At 73.6% G+C, this 24,737-nt stretch carries 27 protein-coding genes and 1 tRNA gene; 13 read left to right on the top strand and 15 right to left on the bottom strand.

Going from position 1 to position 24,737, the window contains the following annotated elements:
* The first annotated feature begins 4 nt into the window (after positions 1 to 4).
* A complete protein-coding gene (locus tag WCD41_RS08180) occupies positions 5 to 1,300 on the top strand; it encodes an MFS transporter (protein WP_337712913.1) in 1,296 nt (431 codons plus the stop codon).
* Positions 1,293 to 2,696 (top strand): pyridoxal phosphate-dependent decarboxylase family protein, encoded by a 1,404-nt coding sequence (locus WCD41_RS08185; RefSeq protein WP_337712914.1) that lies wholly within the window; start codon positions 1,293 to 1,295, stop codon positions 2,694 to 2,696. Before WCD41_RS08180 ends, WCD41_RS08185 begins: the two co-directional genes overlap by 8 nt.
* Positions 2,697 to 2,700: 4 nt before the next feature.
* Here the strand turns inward: WCD41_RS08185 and WCD41_RS08190 are convergent, their stop codons facing one another.
* On the bottom strand, positions 2,701 to 3,201 hold the full coding sequence (locus WCD41_RS08190; protein WP_337712915.1) for a hypothetical protein: 501 nt from the start codon (positions 3,199 to 3,201) through the stop codon (positions 2,701 to 2,703).
* 166 nt (positions 3,202 to 3,367) lie between these two features.
* Positions 3,368 to 4,249 carry a DUF4231 domain-containing protein gene (locus WCD41_RS08195; protein ID WP_337712916.1) on the bottom strand — a complete coding sequence of 294 codons (882 nt, stop codon included), beginning with the start codon at positions 4,247 to 4,249 and terminating at the stop codon, positions 3,368 to 3,370.
* A gap of 76 nt (positions 4,250 to 4,325) precedes the next feature.
* Between WCD41_RS08195 and WCD41_RS08200 the strand changes: the two genes are divergently transcribed.
* Positions 4,326 to 4,820, top strand: coding sequence for a hypothetical protein (locus tag WCD41_RS08200; RefSeq protein ID WP_337712917.1), 495 nt, complete (start codon positions 4,326 to 4,328; stop codon positions 4,818 to 4,820).
* A 51-nt stretch (positions 4,821 to 4,871) separates the two neighbouring features.
* Here WCD41_RS08200 and WCD41_RS08205 read toward each other — a convergent pair whose 3' ends face one another.
* Positions 4,872 to 5,648, bottom strand: coding sequence for a calcium-binding protein (locus tag WCD41_RS08205; RefSeq protein ID WP_337712918.1), 777 nt, complete (start codon positions 5,646 to 5,648; stop codon positions 4,872 to 4,874).
* Between the two features lie 521 nt (positions 5,649 to 6,169).
* Here WCD41_RS08205 and WCD41_RS08210 point away from each other — a divergent pair.
* The 3 genes from WCD41_RS08210 (at position 6,170) to WCD41_RS08220 (ending at position 9,113) form a co-directional block, all read left to right on the top strand.
* A complete protein-coding gene (locus WCD41_RS08210; RefSeq protein ID WP_337712919.1) occupies positions 6,170 to 6,703 on the top strand; it encodes a thermonuclease family protein in 534 nt (177 codons plus the stop codon).
* Positions 6,704 to 6,705: 2 nt separating this feature from the next.
* The gene (locus tag WCD41_RS08215; RefSeq protein ID WP_337712920.1) at positions 6,706 to 7,716 is read left to right on the top strand and encodes a hypothetical protein; all 1,011 of its coding nucleotides are present in this window, start codon (positions 6,706 to 6,708) and stop codon (positions 7,714 to 7,716) included.
* 158 nt (positions 7,717 to 7,874) lie between these two features.
* A complete protein-coding gene (locus WCD41_RS08220) occupies positions 7,875 to 9,113 on the top strand; it encodes a hypothetical protein (RefSeq protein WP_337712921.1) in 1,239 nt (412 codons plus the stop codon).
* Positions 9,114 to 9,211: 98 nt separating this feature from the next.
* Here WCD41_RS08220 and WCD41_RS08225 read toward each other — a convergent pair.
* Positions 9,212 to 9,288, bottom strand: a tRNA-Thr gene (locus WCD41_RS08225).
* A 48-nt stretch (positions 9,289 to 9,336) separates the two neighbouring features.
* Complete coding sequence (locus WCD41_RS08230) at positions 9,337 to 9,705, bottom strand: hypothetical protein (protein ID WP_373695108.1); 369 nt, start codon at positions 9,703 to 9,705, stop codon at positions 9,337 to 9,339.
* Between the two features lie 104 nt (positions 9,706 to 9,809).
* On the opposite strand from WCD41_RS08230, the gene WCD41_RS08235 reads away from it, so the two are divergent.
* Positions 9,810 to 10,229: a TlpA family protein disulfide reductase gene (locus WCD41_RS08235; protein ID WP_337712923.1), complete on the top strand. Its 420-nt coding sequence runs from the start codon at positions 9,810 to 9,812 to the stop codon at positions 10,227 to 10,229.
* Complete coding sequence (locus WCD41_RS08240; protein ID WP_373695085.1) at positions 10,220 to 10,645, top strand: DUF4395 domain-containing protein; 426 nt, start codon at positions 10,220 to 10,222, stop codon at positions 10,643 to 10,645. Before WCD41_RS08235 ends, WCD41_RS08240 begins: the two co-directional genes overlap by 10 nt.
* 3 nt (positions 10,646 to 10,648) lie before the next feature.
* Here the strand turns inward: WCD41_RS08240 and WCD41_RS08245 are convergent, their stop codons facing one another.
* Positions 10,649 to 11,404: an arylamine N-acetyltransferase family protein gene (locus WCD41_RS08245; RefSeq protein ID WP_337712925.1), complete on the bottom strand. Its 756-nt coding sequence runs from the start codon at positions 11,402 to 11,404 to the stop codon at positions 10,649 to 10,651.
* Between the two features lie 21 nt (positions 11,405 to 11,425).
* Here WCD41_RS08245 and WCD41_RS08250 point away from each other — a divergent pair, with 21 nt between their 5' ends.
* Positions 11,426 to 12,214, top strand: coding sequence for a carbon-nitrogen hydrolase family protein (locus WCD41_RS08250; RefSeq protein ID WP_337712926.1), 789 nt, complete (start codon positions 11,426 to 11,428; stop codon positions 12,212 to 12,214).
* Here the strand turns inward: WCD41_RS08250 and WCD41_RS08255 are convergent, their stop codons facing one another.
* Positions 12,215 to 12,580 carry a hypothetical protein gene (locus WCD41_RS08255; protein ID WP_337712927.1) on the bottom strand — a complete coding sequence of 122 codons (366 nt, stop codon included), beginning with the start codon at positions 12,578 to 12,580 and terminating at the stop codon, positions 12,215 to 12,217.
* Positions 12,581 to 12,686: 106 nt separating this feature from the next.
* Positions 12,687 to 13,517 carry an alpha/beta fold hydrolase gene (locus WCD41_RS08260; protein WP_337712928.1) on the bottom strand — a complete coding sequence of 277 codons (831 nt, stop codon included), beginning with the start codon at positions 13,515 to 13,517 and terminating at the stop codon, positions 12,687 to 12,689.
* An 87-nt stretch (positions 13,518 to 13,604) separates the two neighbouring features.
* Between WCD41_RS08260 and WCD41_RS08265 the strand changes: the two genes are divergently transcribed.
* Positions 13,605 to 14,144: a CGNR zinc finger domain-containing protein gene (locus tag WCD41_RS08265; protein ID WP_337712929.1), complete on the top strand. Its 540-nt coding sequence runs from the start codon at positions 13,605 to 13,607 to the stop codon at positions 14,142 to 14,144.
* Positions 14,145 to 14,183: 39 nt separating this feature from the next.
* On the opposite strand, the gene WCD41_RS08270 is transcribed toward WCD41_RS08265, so the two are convergent.
* Both WCD41_RS08270 and WCD41_RS08275 read right to left on the bottom strand, forming a co-directional pair.
* Positions 14,184 to 14,660: an ArsR/SmtB family transcription factor gene (locus WCD41_RS08270; RefSeq protein WP_337712930.1), complete on the bottom strand. Its 477-nt coding sequence runs from the start codon at positions 14,658 to 14,660 to the stop codon at positions 14,184 to 14,186.
* A complete protein-coding gene (locus WCD41_RS08275) occupies positions 14,657 to 15,826 on the bottom strand; it encodes a serine hydrolase (RefSeq protein ID WP_337712931.1) in 1,170 nt (389 codons plus the stop codon). The genes WCD41_RS08270 and WCD41_RS08275 overlap by 4 nt, the downstream gene beginning before the upstream one ends.
* Positions 15,827 to 15,902: 76 nt before the next feature.
* Here WCD41_RS08275 and WCD41_RS08280 point away from each other — a divergent pair, with 76 nt between their 5' ends.
* Entirely contained in the window at positions 15,903 to 16,457 is a 555-nt protein-coding gene (locus WCD41_RS08280; RefSeq protein ID WP_337712932.1) for an SRPBCC family protein, read from the top strand.
* Here WCD41_RS08280 and WCD41_RS08285 read toward each other — a convergent pair.
* Entirely contained in the window at positions 16,435 to 17,637 is a 1,203-nt protein-coding gene (locus WCD41_RS08285) for a DNA polymerase III subunit delta' (protein WP_337712933.1), read from the bottom strand. The genes WCD41_RS08280 and WCD41_RS08285 overlap by 23 nt on opposite strands.
* Positions 17,638 to 17,734: 97 nt before the next feature.
* A complete protein-coding gene (locus WCD41_RS08290) occupies positions 17,735 to 18,337 on the bottom strand; it encodes a TetR/AcrR family transcriptional regulator (protein ID WP_337712934.1) in 603 nt (200 codons plus the stop codon).
* 59 nt (positions 18,338 to 18,396) lie between these two features.
* Here WCD41_RS08290 and WCD41_RS08295 point away from each other — a divergent pair, with 59 nt between their 5' ends.
* Entirely contained in the window at positions 18,397 to 19,233 is an 837-nt protein-coding gene (locus tag WCD41_RS08295) for an alpha/beta fold hydrolase (RefSeq protein ID WP_337712935.1), read from the top strand.
* A 16-nt stretch (positions 19,234 to 19,249) separates the two neighbouring features.
* Here WCD41_RS08295 and WCD41_RS08300 read toward each other — a convergent pair whose 3' ends face one another.
* The gene (locus WCD41_RS08300) at positions 19,250 to 19,738 is read right to left on the bottom strand and encodes a MarR family winged helix-turn-helix transcriptional regulator (protein ID WP_337712936.1); all 489 of its coding nucleotides are present in this window, start codon (positions 19,736 to 19,738) and stop codon (positions 19,250 to 19,252) included.
* A 100-nt stretch (positions 19,739 to 19,838) separates the two neighbouring features.
* Here WCD41_RS08300 and WCD41_RS08305 point away from each other — a divergent pair, with 100 nt between their 5' ends.
* The gene (locus WCD41_RS08305; protein ID WP_337712937.1) at positions 19,839 to 20,498 is read left to right on the top strand and encodes an FMN-dependent NADH-azoreductase; all 660 of its coding nucleotides are present in this window, start codon (positions 19,839 to 19,841) and stop codon (positions 20,496 to 20,498) included.
* Between the two features lie 58 nt (positions 20,499 to 20,556).
* Here WCD41_RS08305 and topA read toward each other — a convergent pair whose 3' ends face one another.
* Both topA and WCD41_RS08315 read right to left on the bottom strand, forming a co-directional pair.
* Positions 20,557 to 23,526 (bottom strand): type I DNA topoisomerase, encoded by a 2,970-nt coding sequence (gene topA, locus WCD41_RS08310; RefSeq protein WP_337712938.1) that lies wholly within the window; start codon positions 23,524 to 23,526, stop codon positions 20,557 to 20,559.
* Positions 23,527 to 23,730: 204 nt separating this feature from the next.
* Positions 23,731 to 24,669 (bottom strand): hypothetical protein, encoded by a 939-nt coding sequence (locus tag WCD41_RS08315; RefSeq protein WP_337712939.1) that lies wholly within the window; start codon positions 24,667 to 24,669, stop codon positions 23,731 to 23,733.
* Between the last annotated feature and the right edge of the window lie 68 nt (positions 24,670 to 24,737).

The following is a 24,737-nucleotide window of genomic DNA, read 5'->3' on the forward strand; positions in this document are numbered from 1 at the left end:
CTCCATGCCGCTCCCCGCCCGCGTGCGCCGCGGGTACGCGCTGGGCAGCATCGCGACGGGCACGTTCGGCACGGTCCCGGGGCTGCTGCTCCTGCCGTACCTGACCGACTCGCTCGGGGTCGCCGCCGCCGTCGCCGGGCTGATCGTCTTCGTGCCCAAGGCGTGGGACGTGGTGCTCAACCCGATCGCGGGCCGGATCAGCGACCGGAGCCGCTCGCCCCTCGGCCGCCGGCGACCGTTCCTGCTCCGCGCCGGGATCGCCCTCGCGATCACCTTCGCGTTGATCTTCGCGGGCCCGTCGGCACCACCGGCGCTCGCGGCGACCTGGGTGGTCGTCGCCTTCCTCGCCTGCGCGACGGCGTACGCGTTCTTCCAGGTGCCGTTCAACGCCATGCCCGCCGAGATCACCCCGGACGCCGGGGAGCGCACGCGGATGATGACGTGGCGGGTCGCGGTCATCGCCGTCGCGATCCTGCTGTCCGGGGCGACGGCGCCGCTGATCGTCTCCTCGCTCGGCTACGCGGCGATGGGTGTGTACGTCGGTATGCTGCTGCTCGTCGGGACGGTCGGCGCTTACGTCACGACGCGGGGCGTCACCGAGGACCCGACCGACGCCGCCGAGGGCACCCTGCGCGAGCAGTTGCGCTTCGCCCTCGCCGTCGCCGACTTCCGTCGCCTGCTGATCGCGTTCGTCGCCCAGGCCCTCGGGGTGGGCGCGCTGCTCGCCGGGGTCGCCTACGTCGCCCGCTACCTGCTCGGCGACCCGGCGACGGCGTCGGTGCTGTTCGCGGCGTTCGTCGGGCCCGGTCTGCTGGTCAGTCCGCTGTGGGGCCGGTGGGCCGCCGGGGCCGGGAAGCGGGCGGCCTACCTGACCGCGACCGTCGTCCTCGTCGCCGGAACGCTGCTGCTGTGGACGGCGACGGGTGACGCGACGTGGCCCGCCTACGTCGCGGCCGCGGTCGCGGGCATCGGCTACGCCGGCACGCAGCTCTGCCCGCTCGCGATGCTCCCCGACGTCGCCGCCGAGGCGACCCGGGCCTCGGGCGCCAACCGCGTCGGCGTCTTCACCGGGCTCTGGACCGCCGGGGAGACGCTCGGCCTCGCCCTCGGTCCGGGTCTCTACGGGCTGGTGCTCTCCATCGGCGGCTACGAGGCCTCGACCTCGGAGGGCACCGTCCAGTCACCCGCGGCGCTGACCGCGATCGCCGTCGGCTTCACCGTCGTGCCGGCCGTCCTGGTCGCGCTGAGCCTGGTGCCGCTGCGCCGCTACTCCCTGGACGAGAGGACGACCCGTGCCTGACGTGCTGGCCCGCCTGGAGGCCCTCCGCACGGGCGACCTGCCGACGCACGGCGGGCGCACGCTCGCCTACGTCTACGACTCGGGTCTGGCCGACGCCGACGAGATCGGGCGCACGGCGCTCGCGAGCTTCGGCGCGACCAACGGGCTCGACCCCACCGCGTTCCCGAGCCTCGCGGCGATGGAGCGCGACCTGATCGCCTTCGCGCGGCCGCTGTTCCACGCGCCGCCGGAGGCCGTCGGCACCGTCACCTCGGGCGGCACCGAGTCGATCCTGCTGGCGGTCCAGACGGCGCGGGACGCCGCGACCGTCGAGCGGCCGGCGATGGTCGCGCCGACGACGGTGCACGGCGCGTTCCACAAGGCCGCCCACTACTTCGGCGTCGAGCTCGTGACCGTCGACGTGGACCCGACGACGATGCGCGCCGCCCCCGCGGCGATGGCGGCGGCGATGGACGCCCTCGGCGACCGGCTGGTGCTCGTCGCGGTGTCGACGCCGTCGTACGCGCACGGGGTGGTCGACCCCGTGGCGCCGATCGCCGCCGCGGCCGCCGCACGCGGGGTGCGCTGCCACGTCGACGCGTGCATCGGCGGCTGGGTGCTGCCGTGGAGCGGGTTCGCCGAGCCGTGGGACTTCGCCGTGCCCGGCGTGACGAGCCTGTCCGCCGACCTGCACAAGTACGCCTACACCCCCAAGGGCGTCTCGCTGCTGCTGCACCGCGACCCGGCGCTGCGTCGCCCGCAGTTCTTCGCCAGCGCCGACTGGCCCGGCTACACGATGCTCAACGCGACGATGCAGTCGACGCGCTCGGGCGGCCCGATCGCCGCGGCGTGGGCGGTGGTCCAGCACATCGGCGACGACGGGTACCGGGTGCTCGTGCGCACCACGCTCGACGCGACGCGCGAGCTCGCAGCCGCGATCCGTGCCACGACCCACCTGGACCTCGCGGCCGAGCCGGACGCGTCCCTGCTCGCCGTCACGACCGACGACGCGCTCGACGTGTTCACCCTCGCCGACGAGATGGGCGAGCGCGGATGGTTCGTGCAGCCGCAGATGGCGTTCCGCGGGATGCCGGCGACGCTGCACCTCACGGTCAGCGCGGCGACGGCGTCCGGGGTCGGCGACGGCGTGGAGGCGCTTCGCGCGTCGGTTGACGCGGCGGTCGCGGCGGGTCCGGTCGTCGTGGCGCCCGAGCTACGCGCCGCCGCGGCCCAGCTCGACCCGGCCACGCTGGACGACGCCGCGTTCGACGGCCTGTTGCAGATCGCCGGTCTCGGCGGCGACGGCACGGTGGCGGTGCCGGCCCGCATGGCGCCGGTGAACGCCCTGCTCGACGCCGCTCCTCCGCGCCTGCGGGAGGCGTTGCTGATCGCCTTCCTGGACCGGCTGACGAGGTAGCGAATCAGTCCAGGTTGCCGGGGACGACGGCGCGGGCCGGGTCCGGGTTGCCGTTCTCGTCGAGGACGTCGGTGTCAGGGCTGCAGTAACCCCCGGGGAGCTTGTGCTCGTAGGGGCCGCACCCGTCGCCGTCCTCCGAGCGGGCGGTACGCCCTGCGGTGTCGTCGTCGGACTCGCCGGTGTCGCCGTCGGTGTCGTCGGCGGCAGTGGTGCTCCTGGTCCGGCTGCTCTCGGAGTTCTGGGAGCGCTCGGAGGTGGCGGTCGTCCTGCGGGACGGCTCGACCGACCGGGTCGTCGTCGCGGCCGGCGCGACCACGGGCGACACCGGCGGGGCCGCGACCGCAACCGGTACGGCCGGACCGGCCTCGACCCGGGGAGCGAAGCTCAGGGCCACCGCGCCCCCGACCAGTCCGGAGACGACGGCCACCGCGACGACGGCGCTGACGATCAGCCCGACCCGCCAGGTCCGGCCGGCAGCACCGCGTCGGACGTCGTGAGCCTGCACGACCGGGATGGGAGCGGTCGTCGGCTCCTCGAGCAGAACAGCAGCGTGCCTGGCCATGTGCATCCCCCGACGGACGAACGAGTCGACCGGTGGGTCGCGGAGCGCGGAGGGTCCGTTTCTCCGAACGCGGTGGACCACCCGGTCGAGGGACACGACGACCCACGAGCTATCGGCGGCGGAGCAGGAGGCCCCGCGACGCCAACCACAGGGTGTGCTCCCGGGAGATCGCCTCCTCCGCCTCGCCGACGAACGTCGGCCACTGGGTCTCGGTCTGCTTCGGGATCGCGTCCCTGATGGACGTGAGCTCGCGAGCGGCGATCGAGTACGAGGTGCTCAGCGCGCCGTACTGCCGTGTCTGCGCCCACGAGGCGAGACCCGAAACGACGGCCGCCAGGATGCCGAGGGCGTCGAAGTCGAAGGTGCCGGTCACCCGCAGGACCGCCCCGATGATGCCGAGCATCTCGACGACGATGGTCAGCAGCAGGAAGAGCTTCTGCTTCCGCGCGCAGTCGACGGCCTTGGCCGTGTACCAGGCCACCTGGTCCGCGACCCGGCCCGTCTCGAACGCCGACCTCCTGGTCGCGAAGTCGGACTCCCGCAGCGAACGCAGGCTCTCCGGGATCTGTGCACCGCTGCCCGCCGAGGTCGCCACGACGCGATCGAGCTGCGACGCGACCTCGTCGATCTGCCCCAGGAAGGTGCCGTCGGGATCGGGCGCCCCGAGCGGGAACGGTGCTCCCCCGACGGCGTAGCGCCACGCGAGCGTCTTCGTCGACTCCGCCGCTGCCCGTCCCTCGTACCAGAGCTTCTCGGGCGCCTCGGCGAACAGGAAGAACTCGCACCCGACGCAGGCCACGAACGCCACGAGCGCGAGCCAGGCGAACGGGTCGTTGCCCTCGGCCGTCACCGAGACGGCACCGCCGACCGCGGCGAGCACGAGGAAGATCAGCCGCAACCGGACGGTGTTCATGTAGCGGCGCTGACCGCCCGCGGACGCCTCCTCACCCGCAGTCAGATAGGCGGGGAACGCGAACGAATCCGTCGACACCACGCGAACGATAGGGAACATCCCCGACGGTGGCGGTCGTCCAAGTCTGCGCAGCGAGCCTGGAGGAGGCCAGCCCATGCCCCCGTCGGACGAGTCCGGCCGCGAGTGGGTCCCGGTCGGGGCGGAGCGCGTGTGCGCCGTCCGCGCCGGAGCCCTGGCGGTGGCCGCCCTCGCGGGGATCGCCGGCCTCGCGATGGCCCTCGTCGTTCCCGAACTGCGCGTTCCCTACAGCGGCCTGCGCTTCGGTATCCCGTTCCGTCTCGTCGGTCCGCTCGGCGCGATCGGCCTGCTGGTGATCGCTGGGGCCGCCCTCGTCCTGCGCGCGTCGGCCGTCGGCGAAGTCGTCCGCACCAGCTCCCGGACGAACATCCGGGCGTTCACGACCCTCGGGGCGACCCTCTGTGCGGTGACGGCCCTCGTCGCGCCGGTGCTGACACCCGCGCGGGCCTGGTCGGTGCTGTGGGCTCCGATCGCCGCGCTCGGCCTCGCCCTCGCGAGCGCGGCCCTGCTGTTCGTGCTGCTGGCGATCGCCTCGCCGGCCACGCCGTCGCCCGGGAGCCCGTCCTCCTGACGGTCGGCGGGCCGGCCGACTCTCGTGTCCGATCGGCCCGCCGGGAGTCCGTCAGCCGCCCGCCGGGACGCGGATGACCGTCTCGCAGTTGGTGACGACATCGATCACGTCGACGACGCACCGGTCGTTGCCCGGCCCGGCGTCGATGGTGTCCCTGCCGCCGTCGAGCTGCTCGGTGATCAGGTCGTCGCCCTCGCCACCGTCGATGTCGTCGGCGCCGGACGACGGCGGGGCGCCGATCCCGGCACCGGGCGGGTCGATGATGTCGTTGCCCGGCCCGCCGACGATCTCGTCGTCACCCATCCCGCCGGTGAAGGTGTCGTTGCCCTCGCCGCCGAAGAGGTGGTCGCCGAACGGCGACGGGAAGTTGTCGCCGTCGATGACGTCGTTGCCGATCCCGCCGTCGATGTAGTCGCTCTTCGCGGCGCCGTCGGCGACGTCGTCACCGTCGCCGAGGCAGATGTAGTCGGTGTCGCCGCCGGGGAAGCCCCCGAAGTCCGCGTCACCGCGCACGACGTCGTTGCCGGCCAGGGACGAGATGACGTCGACACCGAAGGTCCCGACCAGCACGTCGGCCCCGGCGGTGCCCGTGATGGTGATGTCGCGGCCGAAGCAGGCCGTGTCGGTGGGGTTGCCGCCGGGAGGCTCTTCCTCGCCGGGGTTCTCGCCCGGCTCGTGGTGGCCCGGGTTCTCGGAGGTGCCGCCGCCGGGCTCACCGCCCTCCCAGGCCTGGGCGACGGGGGTGACCAGGACGAAGGCTCCTGCGGCGAGGACGGCGGACGCGAGGAGCGCGCCGGCCCTCGTCGGCAGGGAGCTGGGGAGCTGCATGCGCGTATCTCTCTGTCGAGCCGGGGGTCGGCCCCGGCTGCCGGTGCACCCGCGACGCCCTCGAGCGTCAAGCGCGTGTGAACTCGTCAACGAGCTACGCCGTTCGGGGGCACGCGGGCTGGACGACGAATTCGTTCCGGGGACTGACGGCTGCGATGATGTGGGCGCACAGCCCGCACACGTCCGTCACCGAGCCTGCCCAGCGAGGAGATCTCCCGCTCTGACTGTCGGTCGCGACGACCGCTTCACCCTCTCCGGGGACCTCTTCGTCGTAACGACGATTCGTCGCGGAACGAGAACCCGGCAACGGACACCACGGACGGCTCGCGCAACCCGCGACACCGACGGTCCGATTCTCATCTGCGGTTCTCTGTCGGGGGGAAACTGTGTCGAAAAAGGGCTGGGCGGTCGGCGTCATCGCTTTCCTGGCGGTCGTCGGGTCGTGCGGTGACAACGAATCGAGCTCACCCACGCCCGCGGCATCCGTCGCGGCGCCCGCGGTGGCCGCCGCCCCGCCGGTCGTGGCAAACGACGCCGTGTCGGTCGCGGCGCCGACCTCGGTCGCGCAGCCCGCCGGGACCACGGTGCGGGTCACGCGCGTCATCGACGGCGACAGCTTCGAGATCGCCGGCGGCGACGAGGTCCGCGTCCTGGGGATCGACTCCTGCGAGATGGAGACCTACGGCGGGCGGCAGGCCAAGGAGTCCGCCGAGCTGTACCTCGAGGGGCAGTCGGTCGTGCTGGAGCAGGAGGCAGGCGTCGACCGCGATCGGTACGGCCGGATGCTCCGCTACGTCTCGACCACCTACGGCAGCGACTTCGGCGAGACGATGATCTCGTCCGACCACACAGGTCTCTACGAGGGCGACAACGACGCGTCCGCCCAGCGCCTCGCCGATCTCCGCGAGCGGGATTACACGGGCCGCGACTGCTCGGAGCCGGACTACTCCCCCTCCACGACCGAGTACGACGTGGACATCGACGACGATGACGACGTCAACCTCCCCGACGGCGCCCTGACCGGCGGCTACTGCGCCCGCAAGTGGTGGTGCTGAGCATGGAGGGGGTCGCGCCCGGGCAGCGATCGCTGCCCATCGCCCTCGCTCTCGCCGCCATGGCGCTCTCCGCCTGCGCGTTCGTCGGCTGGTGGGTGACCTACGACCGTGCCGGACTCTCGACCTCCTGGGCCGTCGCGATCGCGACCGCTCTGACCCTCGTGCTGGTGACGTGCGGGTGGGCGGCGCGGCCGGGAGCCGATCCTGACTTCGAAGGGACCGCCCTCGCTGTCGCGGCTGCCCTGCTCCTCGGCTCGTTCCTCGGCTCGCTGGTGCCCGCCGATGCGGCGGGGCTGCTGGAGGTGCTCGCCTGGGTGGCGCGACTGTCCCCGTTGGTGGCGGTCGTCCTCGGCGTCGTCCTGGTGGTGGTCGTCGGCGATGAGGTCGATGTGGACGGAGCCGTGGCGGCGCGACGGCGCCTCTCGGTCGTCCACTGCGGAGGTCGGGCTGTGCGGAGGACGCGGATCAGCGGCCAGTGGTGGTTCGCGGCGCGCGACATCGACGAGGCGCTGGGACGCCGTCACACTGCAGCACGCACCCGCAACCAGGTCCGGGACGACGCTCGGCAACAGGTGCGCACCGACCTCGCCGACGCCGAGCTGTTCGTGTCCTCGGTAGGGGCCGGCGACCTGATCGGTGGGTCGCGCTCGCCGATGGCGCCGGAACTCCGCGCGACCCTCGACGCCCCGCGCGCGGTCGCCGGCTACGCCGAGACCCGCACGATCGCCGTCATCGAGGCCTGCTTCCCGGGACGTGGAGCTGTTCGACAGCACCCGGTCCAGGTCGCCGACCGTTCCTACCGTGTCGACCTCTACTTCCCCGGTCGACGGGTCGCCGTCGAGTGCGACGAGCGGGGTCACGCGTCCTACGACGCGGCGGCCGAGCTCCGGCGCGAGCAGGACCTCCGCGAGGCACTCGGGTGCGAGATCGTCCGCTACGACCCGGACCACGGCCTGGCCGACGCGGTCGTCGCGCTGTCTCGCCTCCTCGCCGAGCCGAGGTCGGCGACGTGAGAGCCACCGAACCCTTCCTCCGGCTCGGCAGGTAGCCGACGGCGTCGCAGGCCCCGAGTGCAGGCGGCGGTCGTGGCCGTAACGCGACGAGAAGCGCCGTCGATGCCGGAGCCGAGGACCGTCGCCGCCGTTCGGCGGCGGGGACGATCGGGGGGCTCGTGAGCACGTGCGACTGCCGGGACGCCAGGGCGAAGCGCGACTACATCGACGAGACGACCTACGTGTGTCGTGGGCTGTACCAGGTCGGGATCGACCACTACGGCTATCCCGTCGTCTTCTCCTGCGACACGAGGATGACCGACCACGAAGCGGTGGCACGCATCGAGGCCGAGCGTGAGCGCGAGGAGCGGGTGCGCCGCAAGCGCCAGGAGCTGATGGACGCCGTGATCGAGGGCGGTGGGCCGGCGACGTACTGCGCGTGCGGGATGCGGGCGGTCGGCCGGTGCGCGCGCTGCGAGCGCGACATCTGCAACGACGACGACCGGTGCTGCACCTGGCGCACCGGGCCCCGGGGCTGGGTCTGCATGGCGTGCGACGCCGCGCTCGACCGCGAGGCGAGGCGGGTGAAGAAGGAGGAGGAGGCTCGAGCGAAGGCTGCCTACGAGGCGCTGCCGACGCCCGGCATGAAGGACCTCGCCCGCTTCCTCGACGGCGATTCCACCGTGATCCTCGACGGGAAGACGCATCGCACCGACCGGGTCACGCACGCCGACATCGCGGCCGCCTACATCTACCTGTACGGGCCGGAGTCGGAAGGGGTGTCCTGGGAGCAGGACTATCCCCGTCAGCAGGTCGGCCTGCACCCCGACGGCACGCTGCGTGGATCAGCATCGACCACGCTGAAGAACCCGCACGATCGCTTCCCCCTCGCGAGCGCCCCGCCTCGATCCAAGATCACGACCCTGGCCGTGGTGCGGCAGCAGCGCGAGCGCCGGGCGGCCGAGGAGGCTGCCGCCGCCCGAGCGCGCAAGGCTCGTGAGGCCCGCGAGCGACTCGTCGGACTCGTCCATTCCGTCCTGCGCCCGTTCTTGGCGCTCTCGCCGGCGGTGGTGCTCCTGGCGTCGGCTGTCCTCGCCATCCGTACCGACGTCTTGAGCCTGCTCTCCGCGACGATCGGCGGCGCCTCTTCCGGATGGGCGAACGTCGCGGCAGTGCTCTACATCCTGGCCATCCCTCTCACCCTCTACGCGGTGCTCGCGGGCGGTTTCGTGCTGGCCAACCGACTCCGGGAGAACGCCTGGACCCGCGCGATCGTCGCCGCAGCGGTGGCGTGGATCCCGCCCATCGTCGTGGGTCTCGCTCTGGGACTGCCCCTGTCCGACCTGTCCCCCACGGTCCGGGCGTTCGCCGCCTCCTGGTTCGGAGATGTCGTCGTGGCGCTGTACGCGGCCCTCTGACGTCCAGCGGGTCTGGAGTCCCGGAAGGCCGCCGAGCGTTCACGGCGACAACGAGTAGCGGGAAAGGCCCGCCCGCCGCGTGGCGGGGCCCTGACCTGTGGAGCCGCCTTCGGGATTCGAACCCGAGACCTACGCATTACGAGTGCGTTGCTCTGGCCATCTGAGCTAAGGCGGCAGCAGCTCGAAGTCTAGGACAGGGCACCGGCGAGATGGTCGGGCGGGTCTACACCCCGGCAAGGAGCTGGACGCCGAGCACGACGAGCGCCGCGACCTTGGTCACCTCGAGGCCGATGTAGGCCAGGTGCGCACGGGAGCGAGGTGGGTCCTCGCCGGCCAGGACGCGGCTCGAGCGTCGATTCAGCACCGGGCGCACGACGACGAGCTGCACGACCAGCAGCACGAGGAGGACACCGACCACCAGCATCGGCCCGTCACCCAGGACCACGCCCACCACGACGAGCACCGCGAGCACGAGCTCGGCGACGTTCAACGCCCGGAACACCAGCCGACCGATACCGAGCCCGATCACCGTCGTGACCCCGGGCGCCCGGAACTTCAGGGGCGCCTCGAGGAACGAGATCGCCAGCACCATCCCGAGCCACACGAAGGTCGCCGCCACCGCGAGAGCCACCGACCAAGCCACGTGCGCCGTTCTACCCGGGAACAACGGCGCACGTCGGCGCGGTTGCGGCTGGGGTGGGGATCAACCTGGCCGTGCTCGTCGGCGTCCTCGTCGTCGCGACCGTCGTCGGGCTGATGCTGCAGCGCCGCAACGGCACGGTCCGGGGCGGCCGGAGCGCCGAAGGCGGCTGGCAGCTCGCCGACGTCGCCCCCGAGCCCGCCGACCGCGTCCTGCTCCTGCAGCTCTCGTCGCCGATCTGCACGCCCTGCGCCCGGACCCGCGAGCAGCTCGAGTCCCTGGCCGCCGAGCACCCGGGCGTCCGTCACGTCGAGATCGACGTCGCCGACCGGCCCCACGTCGCGAAGGCCCTGCACGTCCTGCGCACCCCGACCACCGTCGCCTTCGACCGCGACGGCACCGAGCTCCTGCGGGTCGGCGGCGTCCCACGGCGCACCGATCTCGTCGCCGCCCTGCCCCTCGAGGAGTGCCGTTGACCGAGCAGCTCGACCCTCGCGGCGTCCGCTTCGCCGCCGCCGTCACCACCGTCGTCCTCGCGGTCGTCCTGCTCACCGGTAGCGGGGTGCTGGCGGCGCTGCAGGCCGTGGTGTTCGCGATCCCGGTCGCCGCCGGCATGCGGTACTCCCCCTACGGCGCGCTCTACCGCGCACTGCTCGCCCCGCGACTCGGGCCGCCGAGCGAGCGTGAGGACGCCGCGCCGGTGCGCTTCTCCCAGGCCGTCGGTCTCGTCTTCACACTCGTCGCCGCGATCGGCTACCTGAGCGGCGCCACGGTGCTCGGCGTCGTCGCCACCGCGATGGCCCTCGCGGCCGCGTTCCTCAACGCGGCGTTCGGCTTCTGCCTCGGCTGCGAGATGTATGGGCTGCTGGGGCGGGTGCGCACCGCCCGCTGACGGTCAGTCCGCCGGGTGCAGCACCGGCGGGACGGCGTCGAGGGCGATGCCGAACGTCTCCCGGTAGGTCGCGAGCTGCTCGTCGACCGACAGCTCCCGCTCGGTGCGCTCGCCGTCGTCGGGCGTCTCGATGAACTGGCTGCCCGACAGCGTCACGCGGCTGGTCGGCGTGAGGCGCGACGCGAGCAGCCCCTGACCGAAGGGCGAGGTCGGCGACGTCCGGTGCCACCAGGCCAGCGGCACGAAGTCGGCCAGCGAGCGTTCCCGCGGGTCGAGGCGGTACTGCGCCTTGCCGTCCCAGAGGACGTCGAGCTCGCCGTCGGGCGCCCCGCGGACGGTGAAGACGCCCGCCCGGTCTGGCTGCTCCTCGCCGGAGTCGAGGTCGAGGGGGCCGACGGCGAAGCGTCCGAACCCCACGTCGACGAGGATCTGTCGGCCGTCACGCCGGACGATGAGCGCCATGTGGTCGCCGGGGAACGAGAATCCGTCGCCGGTCGCGACCCGCGCCGAGCAGCGCGTGACCTCCCACCCGAGCTCGCCGAGCAGCCACGCGAACGCGCCGTTGAGCTCGTAGCAGAAGCCGCCGCGGCGCCGGTCGACGATCTTCTCCACCAGCGCCGGGTCCTCGAGGGGCACGTGGTCGCGCTGGTGTACCGACAGGTTCTCGAACGGCACGGTCTCGAGATGGCGCGCCATCAGCGCCTCGAGCGAGTCGTCGGCGGCGCCACCGATCCGCGCCAGGTAGGCCGTCGCGTCCATCGGAGAAGGTATACACGGGTCATGCGCGTCGCCCTGGCACAAATCCTCGCGACCGACGACCCGTCGGCGAACCTGGAGATCGTCGCCGACCACGCCGCCCTCGCCGCGCAGCAGGGCGCGACGGTCGTGGTGTTCCCCGAGGCCACGATGTGCCGGTTCGGGGTGTCGCTGAAGCCCGTCGCCGAGCCGCTGGACGGCCCGTGGGCAAGCGAGGTGCGACGGATCGCGGAACGGCACGGCGTCCTCGTCGTCGCCGGGATGTTCACCCCGTCCGGGGACGGCCGGATCACCAACACGCTGCTCGTCACGGGCCGCGGCGTCGACACGGCCTACGACAAGATCCACCTCTACGACGCGTTCGGCTTCCGCGAGTCCGACACCGTCGCGCCGGGCTCGAAGCCGACCACGGTCACCGTCGACGGGACGACGCTCGGGCTCGCGACCTGCTACGACATCCGCTACCCGGAGCTCTTCCGCGCCCTCGCCGACCAGGGCGCGACCGTGACGCTCCTGCCGGCGAGCTGGGGGGCCGGGCCGGGCAAGGTCGAGCAGTGGCAACTGATGGTCCGGGCCCGGGCGCTCGACGCGACGACGTTCGTGCTCGCCGCCGACCAGGCCGACCCCACGAGCCGCGGCATCGACCCGGGCGGAGCCCCGCGGGGCGTCGGGCACAGCCTGGCCGCGTCGCCGTTCGGCGTCACGATCGACGAGCTCGGCGCGGAGCCGGGGCTGCTCGTGGTCGACGTCGACCCCGAGCAGATCCCCGACGTCCGCGCCACCCTGCCGGTGCTCGCGAACCGCCGGCTGTGATTACGCCGGGCGGCTGAGCCAGCTCACGCGGTCCTGGTACGGCGCCAGCTGGCTGAGCAGGTGACGGCGCGAGGCCGGGTCGGCCGTGGCCGTGAAGGCGCGGTCGCGGGTCATCCGCGCGCGCATCGCACCGGGATCGAGAACGACCACCTTCGACGCCTCGCGCACGGCGGCGTCGAGTCCCGTCGCGCCGGCGTGCGTGGCGTCGCCTCCGACGCGGTCGGCATAGACCTGCGCGGCGGCGAGACCGGTCTCGTCGGGGCGGGCGGCCACGACGAGGACGCGTGCGGCGTCGGGGGTCTCTCGGGGGGAGGGGACGGACAGGGCAGTCGCTGCCGGGGTGCGACCGGCGGCGCGGGTGGTCATCGTGAGCTCCAAGATCGTGCGTCTCGGACCGGGTCCGGCGACGCTGTTGCTGTACACATCAATAGACGCATGGCGCGGAAATCGGTGTCCTGTGATGTCGCGCACGTCAGGGCAGGAACCTGCGGAGATGATCGATCAAGGTGTCGGACGCCTCCTCGGGAAGGAAGTGCCCGGCGCCGGGGACGACGCGTAGTTGCGCTCCTGGCAACGCGTTGCGCAGTGCGACACCGGCGGCGAGCGGGATCCAGGCGTCCTCCTCGCCCCAGACCACCTCGGTCGGCACCGTGATCTCACCGAGGCGGGCGACGACGTCGCGCGTGTGCTCCTCGGTGAACCCGGCGACCTGATCGAGGTAGCGCTGCTGACCCTCCGGGCCGGCGTAGCGGTCGAGATAGGCACGCTCGGCGGCGGCGTCGAGGGTGCCGGCGACGGTGGTCCGCACGTGCGCCGTGATCATCGCCGCGAAGAGGTGGTTCGGCGTCTCGCGATAGGTGTCGAGGTGCGCCCGGACGTGCTGCGTCGCACCCGTCACCCAGGGCGAGAGCACGGCGGCGTCGACGAGGACGAGCGCGCGGGCCGGGGCGCCGTGGACGAGGTGCGCGCGCAGGGTGGTGGCCGCCCCGATGTCGTGGCCGACGAGCACGGGGGCGTCGAGACCCCAGTGGTCGATCAGCGCCGCGAGCGTGCGGGCGTGGCCGTCGATCGACGGCCGGTCGCCGGTCGAGTCGCCGTACGTCGGCAGGTCCCAGAGGTGGACGGGGCGGTCGACGGCGAGCGCCGGGGCGACGTGGCGCCACAGGTAGGACCACGAGGGCGTGCCGTGGGTGAGGACCACGGGGACGCCGGGGCGGTCGGCGCCGAGGACGTCGACGGCGATCGTGCCGGTCGGGAGAGCCACGCGGTCGCGGAGCGCCCAGGTCGCGAGGTCGGTCGTCACGGACTCTCCTCCACAGGGTTAAAGTGTCCTTGTACCCATTACTGTAGGAGGTGTTAGTAAGGGATGCAAGCCGTCTTTGACGATTACGTGGCGACAGCCGGGTTCGCGACGGAGCTGGTGAACACCGCGCCCGGTGTCTGGCACGGCGAGGACCAGCTCGCGCACACCGCCTCGCTGGTCGCGTTCCTCGCCGACCACGGCATCGACGGCGCCGAGGACCGGGACCTCGCCCCCGTGCACGACCTCCGCGACCGCCTCCGGGCCGTGCTCGACAGCCGCGACCCCGACGCCATCGAGCGCGGTGCCTCCGCGCTCGTCGCGCGCGGCGTCGGCGCGATCGGGCTCGAGCCCGACGAGCGCGGGCGCCTGCAGTGGATCGCGCGGCCGCGGGCGGACGCGGACCTGACCGACCGGCTCGCCCTCCTCGGCGGCGTGGGCGTGCTGGGGGCGCTCCGCACGCTGGGGCCGGAGCGGTTCCGCGACTGCGCGTCGGACACCTGCTCGGGCGTCTTCATCGACACGAGCCGGCCGGGGCGGCGGCGCTACTGCATGCCTGACCTCTGCGGCAACCGTGCCAACGTTGCTGCCTACCGCGCCCGGAAGAAGGCGAGCGGGGGGATTTCCTGACGATGAACGTCAGCGTCCAAGTCCCAGGCTTGGACACGCTCAGCGCAGGGCACCGGCCAGGTCGGCCGCGGCGACCACCGCGACGAGCACGGGGACCACGCCGGTCGGCGGGATGCGGTAGGTCCGGCCGTCCTGCTCGACGATGCGCGCCGCGGTCAGGGTGCGCAGGTGGTGGTAGAGCTGGCCGGTCGAGGAGAGCTCGGCCGCCTCGACCAGCTCGCCCGTCCCCGCCGGCCCGACCAGCAGGCGACGGACGAGCGCCAGGCGCACGGTGTGGCCGAGGGCCGCGAGCACCTCGGCCACCGGGCCCGCGGGCAGGTCGAGCGCCGCGCCGGCGTCGTAGCCGATCGTCCAGGTGATCGGCCCGCTGCCCGGGACCAGGCGCGTCGTCCCGTGGTAGCCGATCTCGCCGGCCTCGCCGCGCGGCGCGGCGGGCTCGGGCGCCGCGTCCCGTTCGAGCGCGGCGACGCGCGCCTCGAGGGCGTCGAGGCGCGCGTCGGCGTCGGGCGTGGTCATGCCACGCAGAGCACGCGAGCACGGGCAGCCGGGTCCTCGGTCGCCTCGGTGAGCAGCCGCAGTTGCGCCACCAGGACCTCGTTCGCGTCGATCGTCGGCGCGAACCCGCGGCCCAGCAGCACCCCGACGCCGATCGTGCCGTCGGGGCGCCGCACGCTGACCGCCACCGTGCCGACGCCCGGGAACGAACCGCCCTTGAACGCCCGGACCTGCCCGTCGGGACGCGGCCCGAGCACCTCGAGCTCACCCCGTGCGACGTCGGCCCCCGGGCCGAACGACCCGCTGATCACCGCGCGCCACATCCCCGCGAGCTGCGCCGCGGACCCCGTCGAGGTCGCTTCCGCCCAGCGCTCGCTCTCGAGCACGTAGGCCTCGACGTCCTGCGCCAGCGTCACGAGGCGCTGCCGGGAGTCCTCGCGGTAGGCCGGGTCGGACGCGAAGCGCTGCGCCATCGCGTGCTCGGCGGGACCGCGGACGGAGCGCGGCGCGGTCAGCGGCGGCGCCTCCTGGGGACGAACGAGGGCCAGCTGCGCGCCGAGCTCCGAGGGCACGTCGAAGCCCTGCCACCCGCCGGCCGCGGCCGCGTCGAGCAGGGCCTGGTCGCCGAGGCGGTCACGCAGGTAGTCGGTGGCCGCGTTGTCGCTGGCCTGCACGATCGCGATCACCATCTGCTGCAGCGTCACCGTGCGGTTCGGGTCGACCGCGCCGACGACGCCGTTGCGCGGGATGCCGAGGAGGTCGAGCGCGCTCGCGTGCGCGCCGCCGTCGGAGGGGAGGTACCAGTTCTCCCAGTCGGCGATGCGGACCTGCTCGTCGGGCCGGAGGCGGCCCTCGGCGACCGCCCGGCCGTACGCCGCGACGTGCACGATCTTGGCCGCCGACGCGACGGGCATCTGCGCGTCCGGCGCGTGCGAGACGACCGCGCCACGCCCGTCGTCCGCCACCAGGCCGACGTCCTGGGGCGTCGCGGCCAGGATGCCGAGCCAGCCATCCGCCGACGTCGGGTCGGTGGCGGGCGGGGGCGCGCAGTCCGCCGGCCGCGGCGGGTTCGGGGGCACGCTCGCCGCCGGGACGGCCGCCGTGCCCGTCCCGCCGGACTCGCCGGGCTCGCCGGACGAGCAGGCGGCGGGCAGGAGCAGCGCGAGAGCGAGGGCCGTCGCAGCCACGACGTCTTTCCGGAATTCCGGCATGGCGACAAGGTAGCACTGCCCTTCGGCCGGTCGCCTCGGGGAGGATGACCCGGTGGGCCTCTTCGACGCCGTCGCCGCCACTGCCACCGAGCAGGACGAGCCCCGCCCCGGCGACGAGCTCGTCGCGCCGGCGGACGTCGTCATGGACCGCGCGTTCACCCTCGCCGACGAGCCCGCCGCCGTGTGGCCGTGGATCGTGCAGCTCGGCAAGCGCCGAGCGGGCTGGTACCTGCCCGCCCGCGTCGAGCGGTTCGTGCCGCGCCGGCGCCGCGCCGCCGTCCGGGTCGTCGACCGGTGGCAGCACCTCGCCGTCGGCAACGTGATCCCGGACTACGGGGGGCGCGACGAGACGTTCGTCGTCGACGAGATCGACCCGCCGCACACCCTCGTGTACCGGTCGCGGCGCGGCCGGACCGACGTGTCCTGGTCGATCACGCTCCGGCCGGTCACCGGCGGCACGCGCGTCCACCTACGTCTGCGTCTCGGCCCGGTGCGCCACGTGCGCCTGGCCGAGACCGTCGGCGACGCGTTCGACGCCGTAACGATCGCGGGCATGGCCGCGGGGCTGCGGGAGCGGCTCGCCGTCAGCCCGCCCGCAGCGAGGTGACGAGCGCGTCGATCGCGATCTCCGGCTTCACGTTCGCCGCGAGGGCCTCGCGGCAGGCCAGGATCGCCTCGAGCCGGCGCAGGGACGACTCGGGGGTGTTGTCGCGGGCGGCGTTGCCGATCTCGGTGGCGCGGTCGGGGTGGGTCGAGGTGACCGAGGCACCGACGCCACGCACGAGGACGTCGCGGTAGTAGCCCGCCAGCTCGACGAGGGCGCGGTCGAGCGCGTCGCGCTTGGTGCGCGTCAGGCGGGACCGCTGCTTCTTCTCGAGGTCCTTCTCCGCGGCCCGGGCCGAGCGCTGCGCCTGGGCCGTGCCCTTGCCCGTGCCGCCGGCACCCATGGAGGTCGCGAGCTCCTCGCGCTCGGCCTCGTCGCGGGACGCGGCCAGGGCGGCCGCCTCGGCCTCCGCAGCGCCCACCATGGCGTCCGAGGCCGCGAAGGCGTCGGCGGGCGAGCGCAGCGCGCGGGGCAGGGCGAGGACGGCGTCGCGCTCCTCGCGGGCCTCGGGGACGCGCGCCAGGCGGCGCGCCCGGCCGATGTGCCCGCCGCACACCGACGCCGCCCATGTCGCCTCGGCCTCGGGGATGCCGTCGCGCTCGACGAGCACGGCGGCGATGGCCTCCGGGGCCGGCGTGCGCAGGCGGACCGCGCGACAGCGCGAGCGGATGGTGACCGAGATGTCGTCGGGGTGCTCCGATGGGCAGCACAGCAGGAACACCGTGCGCTCCGCGGGCTCCTCCACCGACTTGAGCAGCGCGTTGGAGGCCTGCTCGGTGAGCCGGTCCGCGTCCTCGACGATGACGATCTGCCAGCGCGCCGTGGTGGGGCGGCGCGCCGCGACGTCGATGGTGGTCCGGACCTCCTTGACGCTGATCGACAGGCCCTCGGGGACGATCTCGCGCACGTCGGCGTGGGTGCCGGCCATCACCGTGCGGCAGGCGGTGCACTCGCCGCAGCCCTGGTCCGGGCACTCCAGCGCCGCCGCGAACGCTCGCGCGGCGACCGAGCGCCCGGAGCCGGGCGGGCCGGTGAACAGCCAGGAGTGCGTCATCCCGGCGCCGCGGCCGGACGTGCCGTCGTCGAGCTCGTCGGAGAAACGGACCCGGGCGCCGCGCTCGGCCGCGGCCCGGAGCTCCGCCACCGCGGCGGGCTGGCCGACGACCTGGTCCCAGACGCTCACGCCCCGATGATGCCCCACCGGCCCGACAGGTCGACCGGGGCGGGCGACGGAGTGGAGATACGGACACTGAACGTCTGCGGAGCCACTCCGCTGACACTCACGGGTCGACGAGGAGCCCGTCGAGCAGCCGCAGCAGGACCTCGCGGACCTCGGCGCGCGCAGCCTGCTCGTCGTCGGCGTCCGCGATCACCATGGCGCCCTCGTCGAGCGCGCCGATGAGGATGTGCGCGAGCGGGCGCAGGGGCTGGTCGGCGAGCTGCCCCGCGGCGACGGCGGCGCCCAGGAGCTGCTCGGTCATGCCGAGGCTGTAGTCCTGGGTCAGCTCGCGGAAGCGCGACCAGCCCAGCACGCTCGGCGCGTCGAGCAGTACCAGGCGCCGGACCTCGGGGTCGACGCAGATCGTCAGCCAGGCGTCCAGCGCCGCCCGCAGCGCCGCCGCCGGCGTCGTGGCCCCGGCGGCGACGACGGCCTGCCGGAGCTCGTCCATCACGCGCTGCTCGACGTCCTCGAGCACGGCGACGAACAGGGCGGTCTTGTCGGCGAACTGGTGGTACATCGCGCCGCGCGTCACCCCGGCCTCGGCGGCGATCTCGGGGGTCCCGACGTCGGCGTAGCCGCGCTGGGCCCACAGCCGCCGCGCCGCGACCCGGAGGGCCTCGCGGGTCGCCGTGGACCGCTCCTCCTGCGTCCGCCTCTTCACTTCCGTACATCCTGTCGGTAAGTTTGCGTACAGCCTGCACGTAACTTCGGGAGGACGCCATGCCCACCGTCGAGCTCGACCACACGACCCTCCACTACGAGGCCTTCGGCCCCGACACCGGACGCCCGGTGGTGTTCGTCCACGGCTACGCGATGGGCGGGTCCCTCTGGCGCGGGCTCGCCGAGCGCCTCGCGGCCCGAGGCCTGCGCTGCCTCGCCCCGACCTGGCCGCTCGGTGCCCACCGCACCGCGCTGCGCCCGGGCGCCGACGCGACGCTGCACGGCGTCGCCGCCACCGTCGGCGCGTTCCTCGACGCGCTCGACCTCACCGACGTCGTGCTGGTCGGCAACGACACCGGCGGCCTCGTGTCCCAGCTCGTCGCCGTCCACCACGGCGAGCGGCTCGGCGCCCTCGTGCTGACCAGCTGCGACGCGTTCGAGCACTTCCCGCCGCCGATCCTGCGCCCGTTCGTCCTGGCCTCGCGCGACCCCCGCGCCTGGCGGGCCGCGGTGAAGCCCCTCGAGCTCCGGGTCGTCCGCCACCGGGCCTACGGCGGCCTCGCGCATGCGGACGTCGAGCCCCTCGCGGCCGAGTGGGTCCGCCCGGTGCTCGACGACCCCGGCATCGCCGAGGACCTGCGCCTCCTGACCACCTCGCTGCACCGACAGACCTCGCTGGACGTCGCGGCGCGGCTCGGGGAGGTCCGGTGCCCGGCGCTGGTCGTCTGGTCGGCCGACGACGCCTTCTTCCCGCTCAACGACGCCCACCGACTCGCCGACGCGCTGCCCCGCGCGGACGTGCGCGTCCTGCAGGGCGCCCGGACGTTCTCGATGCTGGACCGACCCGACGCGCTGGCCGAGTCCGTCGCGGGGATCGCCGTGCCCGCGGCCCTCTGAGCGCGGCCCCGGGGCCTCAGCAGCTCCCGTCGCCCTGCATGGCCTGGATGTCGGCGGCGACCTGGCAGGCGCTGGCGCCGTCGCCCTCGACCGCGAGGCGCTGCAGGAGCGAGCGCAGCTGGTCGCGCTCACCGGGTTCGAGCGGCGCGAGGAGCTCGTCCTCGGCGCCGCGCAGCCGGCGCTCCAGGTCGCACAGCCGCGCCCCGCCGTCCTCGGTCAGCAGGACCTGCCGCGCGCGCCGGTCGGCGGGATCGGGACGGCGGGCGACGAGACCGGCGCCCTCCAGCTCGTCGAGCAGGTAGGTCATGACCGTCCGGTCGACGCCGAGCGTGCGCGCCAGCGCCAGCTGCGTCCGCGGGGGGCCCTCCGCCAGCCCGGCGAGCACCTGGTAGCCCCGCGGCCCGCCGGGGAGGCCGGACACCACCTCCTGGGTGGTGCGCAGGTGGGCGCGCGCCACCCGACCCAGGGCCCAGCCCAGATCGGCCGCCACGCGCGGAGTGGTCATGCCCACAGACTAGCGGGTGCCGAGCAGTTCTGTTGACAAGAACGTCTGCACAACAGAACATCTTCGGGACAGCTCGAATCGCTCCCGCACGGAGGACCCCGTGACCCTGTTCCGTCTCGACAGCAGCATCCGCACCGAGGGCTCGGTGAGCCGCGAGGTGGCCGACACGCTCGAGCGGGCCTACCTCGAGCAGCACCCCGACGGCACCGTCGTGCGCCGCGATCTGCGCACCGACCCGGTCCCCGCCGACGCCTGGCCCACCGCCGCGCTCGCGGGCTTCACGCCCGACGACCAGCGCACCGCCGAGCAGCGCACGGCCGTCGACCTCGCCGCCCGCCTCGCCGACGAGGTCGAGGAGGCGGACGCGCTCGTCGTCGCGACCCCGCTCTACAACTTCGGGGTCTCCCAGCAGCTCAAGATGTGGATCGACCTGCTGATCACCGACCCGCGCTTCGCCCCCGGGACGTCACCGCTCGCCGGCAAGCCGGTCACGCTCGTCATCGCCCGCGGTGGCGGCTACGGCGAGGGCACCCCGCGCGCCGGGTGGGACCACGCCACCGGCTGGATCGTGCGCATCCTCGCCGACGTGTGGGGCGGCGACGTCACCCTCGTCGAGGCCGAGCTGACCCTCGCCGAGACCGTGCCGGCGATGGCCGAGCTGCGCCCCCTGGCCGACCAGGTGCGCGCCCGCGCCCACGAGCTGGCCGGCGACGCCGGGCGCGACATGGCGCGCGCCACGGGAGCCGCGCAGGTCGCCTGAACGGTCGGGACCCGTGTCCCGAGGACACGGGTCCCGCTCGTCGTTCAGCCGGTGGGCGTCAGTTGGTGGGCGTCCCGCGCTTCGTGCCCGTGCCCGACTTGGCCGGCGCCTTCTTCGCGGTGCCGCCCTTCGCGGTGCCGCCCTTCGCCGCGGCCTTCTTCGCGGGGGCCTTCTTCGCCGGCGCCTTCTTCGCGCCCGGCTTCGTGCCGTCCTTGGACCGCTTCTCGGCGAGCAGCTCGGCGGCCCGCTCGTCGGTGAGCGTCTCGACGTCGTCGCCCTTGCGCAGCGAGGCGTTCACGCCGGTGCCGTCGGTGACGTAGGGGCCGAAGCGGCCGTCCTTGACGACCATCGGCTCACCCGACGCCGGGTCCTTGCCCAGCTCCTTGAGCGGCGGCTTCGCGGCCGCGCGGCCCCGCTGCTTGGGCTGCGCGTAGAGCTTCTGGGCCTCCTCCAGCGTCACCGTGAACAGCTTGTCCTCGCTGTCCAGCGACCGGGAGTCCTTGCCCTTCTTGAGGTACGGCCCGTAGCGCCCGTTCTGGGCGGTGATCTCCTCGCCCGACTCCGGGTCGGTGCCGACCACGCGCGGCAGGCTGAGCAGCTTCAGCGCGTCGGCGAGGGTGATCTCGGCGAGCGTCATCGACGCGAAGAGCGAGCCGGTGCGGGGCTTGGACTTGTCGCCCTCCGGCAGCACCTCGGTGACGTAGGGCCCGTAGCGGCCCTCCTTGGCGAGGATCTCGTGGCCCGACTCGGGATCGGTGCCCAGCGAGCGCCCCTCCTGCGGGGTCGCGAAGAGCTCCTCGGCGTGCGCGAGGTCGAGCTCGTCGGGCGGGAGGTCCTCAGGCAGGTTGGCCCGCTGGGACTTCTCCTCGCCGTTCTCGCTGACGATCCGCTCGAGATACGGCCCGTAGCGCCCGACGCGCACGACGACGTCGCGGCCGTCGGAGTCGGCGAACATCCGCAGGGAGTTGACCTCGCGGGCGTCGATGCCCTCGAGCTTGTCGCCCACGAGCTTCTTGAGCCCGCCGAGGTTCGACATCGACGCCTCGACCCCGTCGCCCTTCGGCGAGCTGCCGTTGCCGCCGAAGTAGAAGTGCGACAGCCACGTCTCGCGCTGGGCGTCGCCGGCCGCGATGGCGTCGAGCTCGTCCTCGAGCGCGGCAGTGAAGTCGTAGTCGACGAGCCGCCCGAAGTGCTGCTCCATCAGCCCGATCACGGCGAACGCGATCCAGCTGGGGACGAGCGCGCTGCCCTTCTTCCAGACGTAGCCGCGTTCCTGGATGGTGTTGATGATCGACGCGTAGGTGGAGGGGCGGCCGATGCCGCGCTCCTCGAGCGTCTTGACCAGGCTCGCCTCGGTGTAGCGCGCCGGCGGGTTGGTGCTGTGGCCCTCGGGGGTCAGCTCGTCGGCGGACAGTGCGTCGCCCTCGGCCAGGCGCGGCAGGCGGGACTCGGCGTCGTCGGCCTGGCCGCCCTCGAGCTCGTCGACGGTCTCGACGTAGGCCCGCAGGAAGCCGGGGAACGTGATGGTGCGCCCGGACGCCGAGAACGTGCACTCCTCGCCCGTGGCGGCCGTGCCGGTGATCCGCACGCTCATCGTGGTGCCGCGCGCGTCACGCATCTGGCTCGCGATCGTGCGCTGCCAGATCAGTTCGTAGACGCGGAACTCGTCGCCGGAGAGCTCGTTCGCGACCTGGCCGGGGGTCCGGAACGTCTCGCCCGCCGGGCGGATCGCCTCGTGGGCCTCCTGCGCGTTCTTGACCTTGCGCGTGTACTGGCGCGGCTTCTCGGCGACGTTCTCCTGGCCGTAGAGGTCGCGGGCCTGGTTGCGCGCGGCGTTGATCGCGGTCTCCGACAGCGTCGTGGAGTCCGTGCGCATGTAGGTGATGTAGCCGTTCTCGTAGAGCCGCTGCGCGGTGCGCATCGTCCGCTCCGCCGAGAACCGCAGCTTGCGTCCACCCTCCTGCTGGAGCGTGGAGGTCATGAACGGCGCGTAGGGCTTGCGCGTGTAGGGCTTCTCCTCCACCGAGGAGACCGCGTAGTCCCGGTCGGCGAGGGCCTCGGCGAGGCGGCGGGCGTCGCCCTCGTCGAGGCGCCGCACGTCCTGGGTCTTGAGCTGCCCGAGGGAGTCGAAGTCGCGCCCGGTGGCCACGCGGGCGCCGTCGACCGCCGTCAGCGCCGCCTTGAAGGTCGGCGTGTTGCCGGTCTCCTGGGCCTTCTGCGCCCGCAGCTGCGCGTCGATGCCCCAGTAGCCGGCGGACACGAACGCCATCCGCTCGCGCTCACGCTCGACGATGACGCGCGTCGCCACCGACTGCACCCGGCCCGCCGAGAGCTTCGGCATGACCTTCTTCCACAGCACGGGGCTGACCTCGTAGCCGTAGAGGCGGTCGAGGATGCGCCGCGTCTCCTGGGCGTCCACGAGGTCCTTGTCGAGCTCGCGGGGATTCGCCGCCGCGGCCTGGATCGCCGACTCGGTGATCTCGTGGAACACCATGCGCCGGACCGGGACCTTGGGCTTCAGCGTCTCGAGCAGGTGCCAGGCGATGGCCTCGCCCTCGCGGTCGCCGTCCGTCGCGAGGTAGAGCTCGTCGACCTCCTTGAGGGCGTCCTTGAGCTCGGTCACCGTCGACTTCTTGTCCGGGGTGACGATGTAGAGCGGCTCGAAGGCGTTGTCGACGTCGACGCCGAGGCGGGCCCAGGCCTCGCCCTTGTACTTGGCGGGGACGTCGGCGGCGCCGCGCGGCAGGTCGCGGATGTGACCGCGGCTCGACTCCACGATGTAGCGCGAGCCGAGGTAGTCGGCGATCTTGCGGGCCTTCGCGGGCGACTCGACGATCACGAGCCGCCGGCCGCCGTCGCCGGCCGGTGTCGCGCCGCCACGGCCGGTCTTCCGGCCGCCTCCCGAGGACTTGGCGCCGGACTTCGCGCGCGTGCCGGAGCCGTTCCCGGAGGTGGTCCCCGGAGTCGTCTCGGCCTCGGTGGTCGCGCTGCGTGCCGTCGTCGAGCCCTTCGTCGGTGCCACGGGCATGCCTCGTCTCGTCGTACTCATGGCGGGTCGCCACTCGCCGCCAGTGTGCCTCACGGTGTCACCCGCGCCAGGCGCGACCGGTGTCGACGCCGTGACACGGGGGTGGTGATGGTGGTCATCGGATCTCCGAGCGGCTCCGTTACCGAACCGATCGGTGCTGGTCACCGGGCCGTCCAGGGGTCTCGCCGGCCGGTATCGCCGGGCTCACACCGGCCAGACACCGTCCGCGAGATCGCGGGGCGGTCGGCCCACGAGCTCACCGAGACGACCATGCCTGCGCTTCCCGACGATACGCAGCACGGGGGTCCGCGCCGCGCCCGCCAGGATCGCTCCGAGACCCGCGTCGCGACTCGCCGTGAGCAGACGGTCACGCGATCCCGGCGCGTCCGGGTCCAGCCCGAGCGTGTAGGCCCGCCCGTCGAGCGTGCCGGCGGCGAGCACCCACAGCCGCAGCCGGGGTCCGTCCAGCTCGAACTCCTCGGGCACCGTCTTCATTCCCCCGCCGCAGGTCCAGGCCTGGGCGAGGTCCACGAGGTCGGCCCGGAACGCGGTACGCACCTCCGGTCGCCCGTCCCCGGTGTGCCCGACCTCGGCCGGCACCCCGCGGGCCCGCAGCGCGCAGCACAGGGCCCGCGCGCGCCACGTCAGGAGCGGGTCGTCGACGGCCGTGCGAGCAATGCGGCTTTCCTGGCGTCTCACGCCAGGATCGCCACACGCTCGCTGCGGCGACACGCCGGCGTCGTGGCCCGTCGCGGGGTCGGCGTGTGTTCCAGCGTGGGGGCCTCGCTGACGTTCGGTGTCAGGAAATCCGCCCGCTCGCCCGAGGAGCGCGGCGATCTCGTCGGGGTCGAGGTCGAGGTGGGCGAGCTCGTCCGGGTCGAGCGCGGGGACCGGTTCGGGGTCGTGGATCTCGGGCGCCGGTCCGGGCGTGTCGTCCGGCGGCGCGTCGGCGACGTCCTCCCCGCCGTCCTCGTCGTCCTCCTCGTCGTCCTCCGGCTCCGGCTCCGGCCCGAGGACGATCTTCAGCCGCGCCGCCGACCCACGACCGAAGATCTCCGCGCGCCCCGGCCCGCACAGCAGGCCCTCGAGGTCGGTCAGGGCGCGCGGGCGGGCGTCGGCCGAGTAGAACGACAGCTGCCCCACGGCCGCGGAGCCTAGAACACGCGTTCGAACGGACGGCGGCTGCGACGCGCTCGAACCGTCGGCGTCGC

Origin of the sequence: Actinomycetospora aeridis, from assembly GCF_037400275.1 — a bacterium.
Lineage (GTDB): Bacteria > Actinomycetota > Actinomycetes > Mycobacteriales > Pseudonocardiaceae > Actinomycetospora > Actinomycetospora aeridis.

What these genes read in the sequence shown, in the direction of transcription:
- WCD41_RS08215 (WP_337712920.1), top strand. Translation starts at nt 6,706, where the DNA reads ATGGAGGGGGTCGCGCCCGGGCAGCGATCGCTGCCCATCGCCCTCGCT.
- WCD41_RS08200 (WP_337712917.1), top strand. Translation starts at nt 4,326, where the DNA reads ATGCCCCCGTCGGACGAGTCCGGCCGCGAGTGGGTCCCGGTCGGGGCG.
- WCD41_RS08180 (WP_337712913.1), top strand. Translation starts at nt 5, where the DNA reads ATGCCGCTCCCCGCCCGCGTGCGCCGCGGGTACGCGCTGGGCAGCATC.
- WCD41_RS08255 (WP_337712927.1), bottom strand. Translation starts at nt 12,580, where the DNA reads ATGACCACCCGCGCCGCCGGTCGCACCCCGGCAGCGACTGCCCTGTCC.
- topA (WP_337712938.1), bottom strand. Translation starts at nt 23,526, where the DNA reads ATGCCCGTGGCACCGACGAAGGGCTCGACGACGGCACGCAGCGCGACC.
- WCD41_RS08205 (WP_337712918.1), bottom strand. Translation starts at nt 5,648, where the DNA reads ATGCAGCTCCCCAGCTCCCTGCCGACGAGGGCCGGCGCGCTCCTCGCG.
- WCD41_RS08250 (WP_337712926.1), top strand. Translation starts at nt 11,426, where the DNA reads ATGCGCGTCGCCCTGGCACAAATCCTCGCGACCGACGACCCGTCGGCG.
- WCD41_RS08245 (WP_337712925.1), bottom strand. Translation starts at nt 11,404, where the DNA reads ATGGACGCGACGGCCTACCTGGCGCGGATCGGTGGCGCCGCCGACGAC.
- WCD41_RS08230 (WP_373695108.1), bottom strand. Translation starts at nt 9,705, where the DNA reads ATGGTGCTGGCGATCTCGTTCCTCGAGGCGCCCCTGAAGTTCCGGGCG.
- WCD41_RS08295 (WP_337712935.1), top strand. Translation starts at nt 18,397, where the DNA reads ATGCCCACCGTCGAGCTCGACCACACGACCCTCCACTACGAGGCCTTC.
- WCD41_RS08300 (WP_337712936.1), bottom strand. Translation starts at nt 19,738, where the DNA reads ATGACCACTCCGCGCGTGGCGGCCGATCTGGGCTGGGCCCTGGGTCGG.
- WCD41_RS08270 (WP_337712930.1), bottom strand. Translation starts at nt 14,660, where the DNA reads ATGACCACGCCCGACGCCGACGCGCGCCTCGACGCCCTCGAGGCGCGC.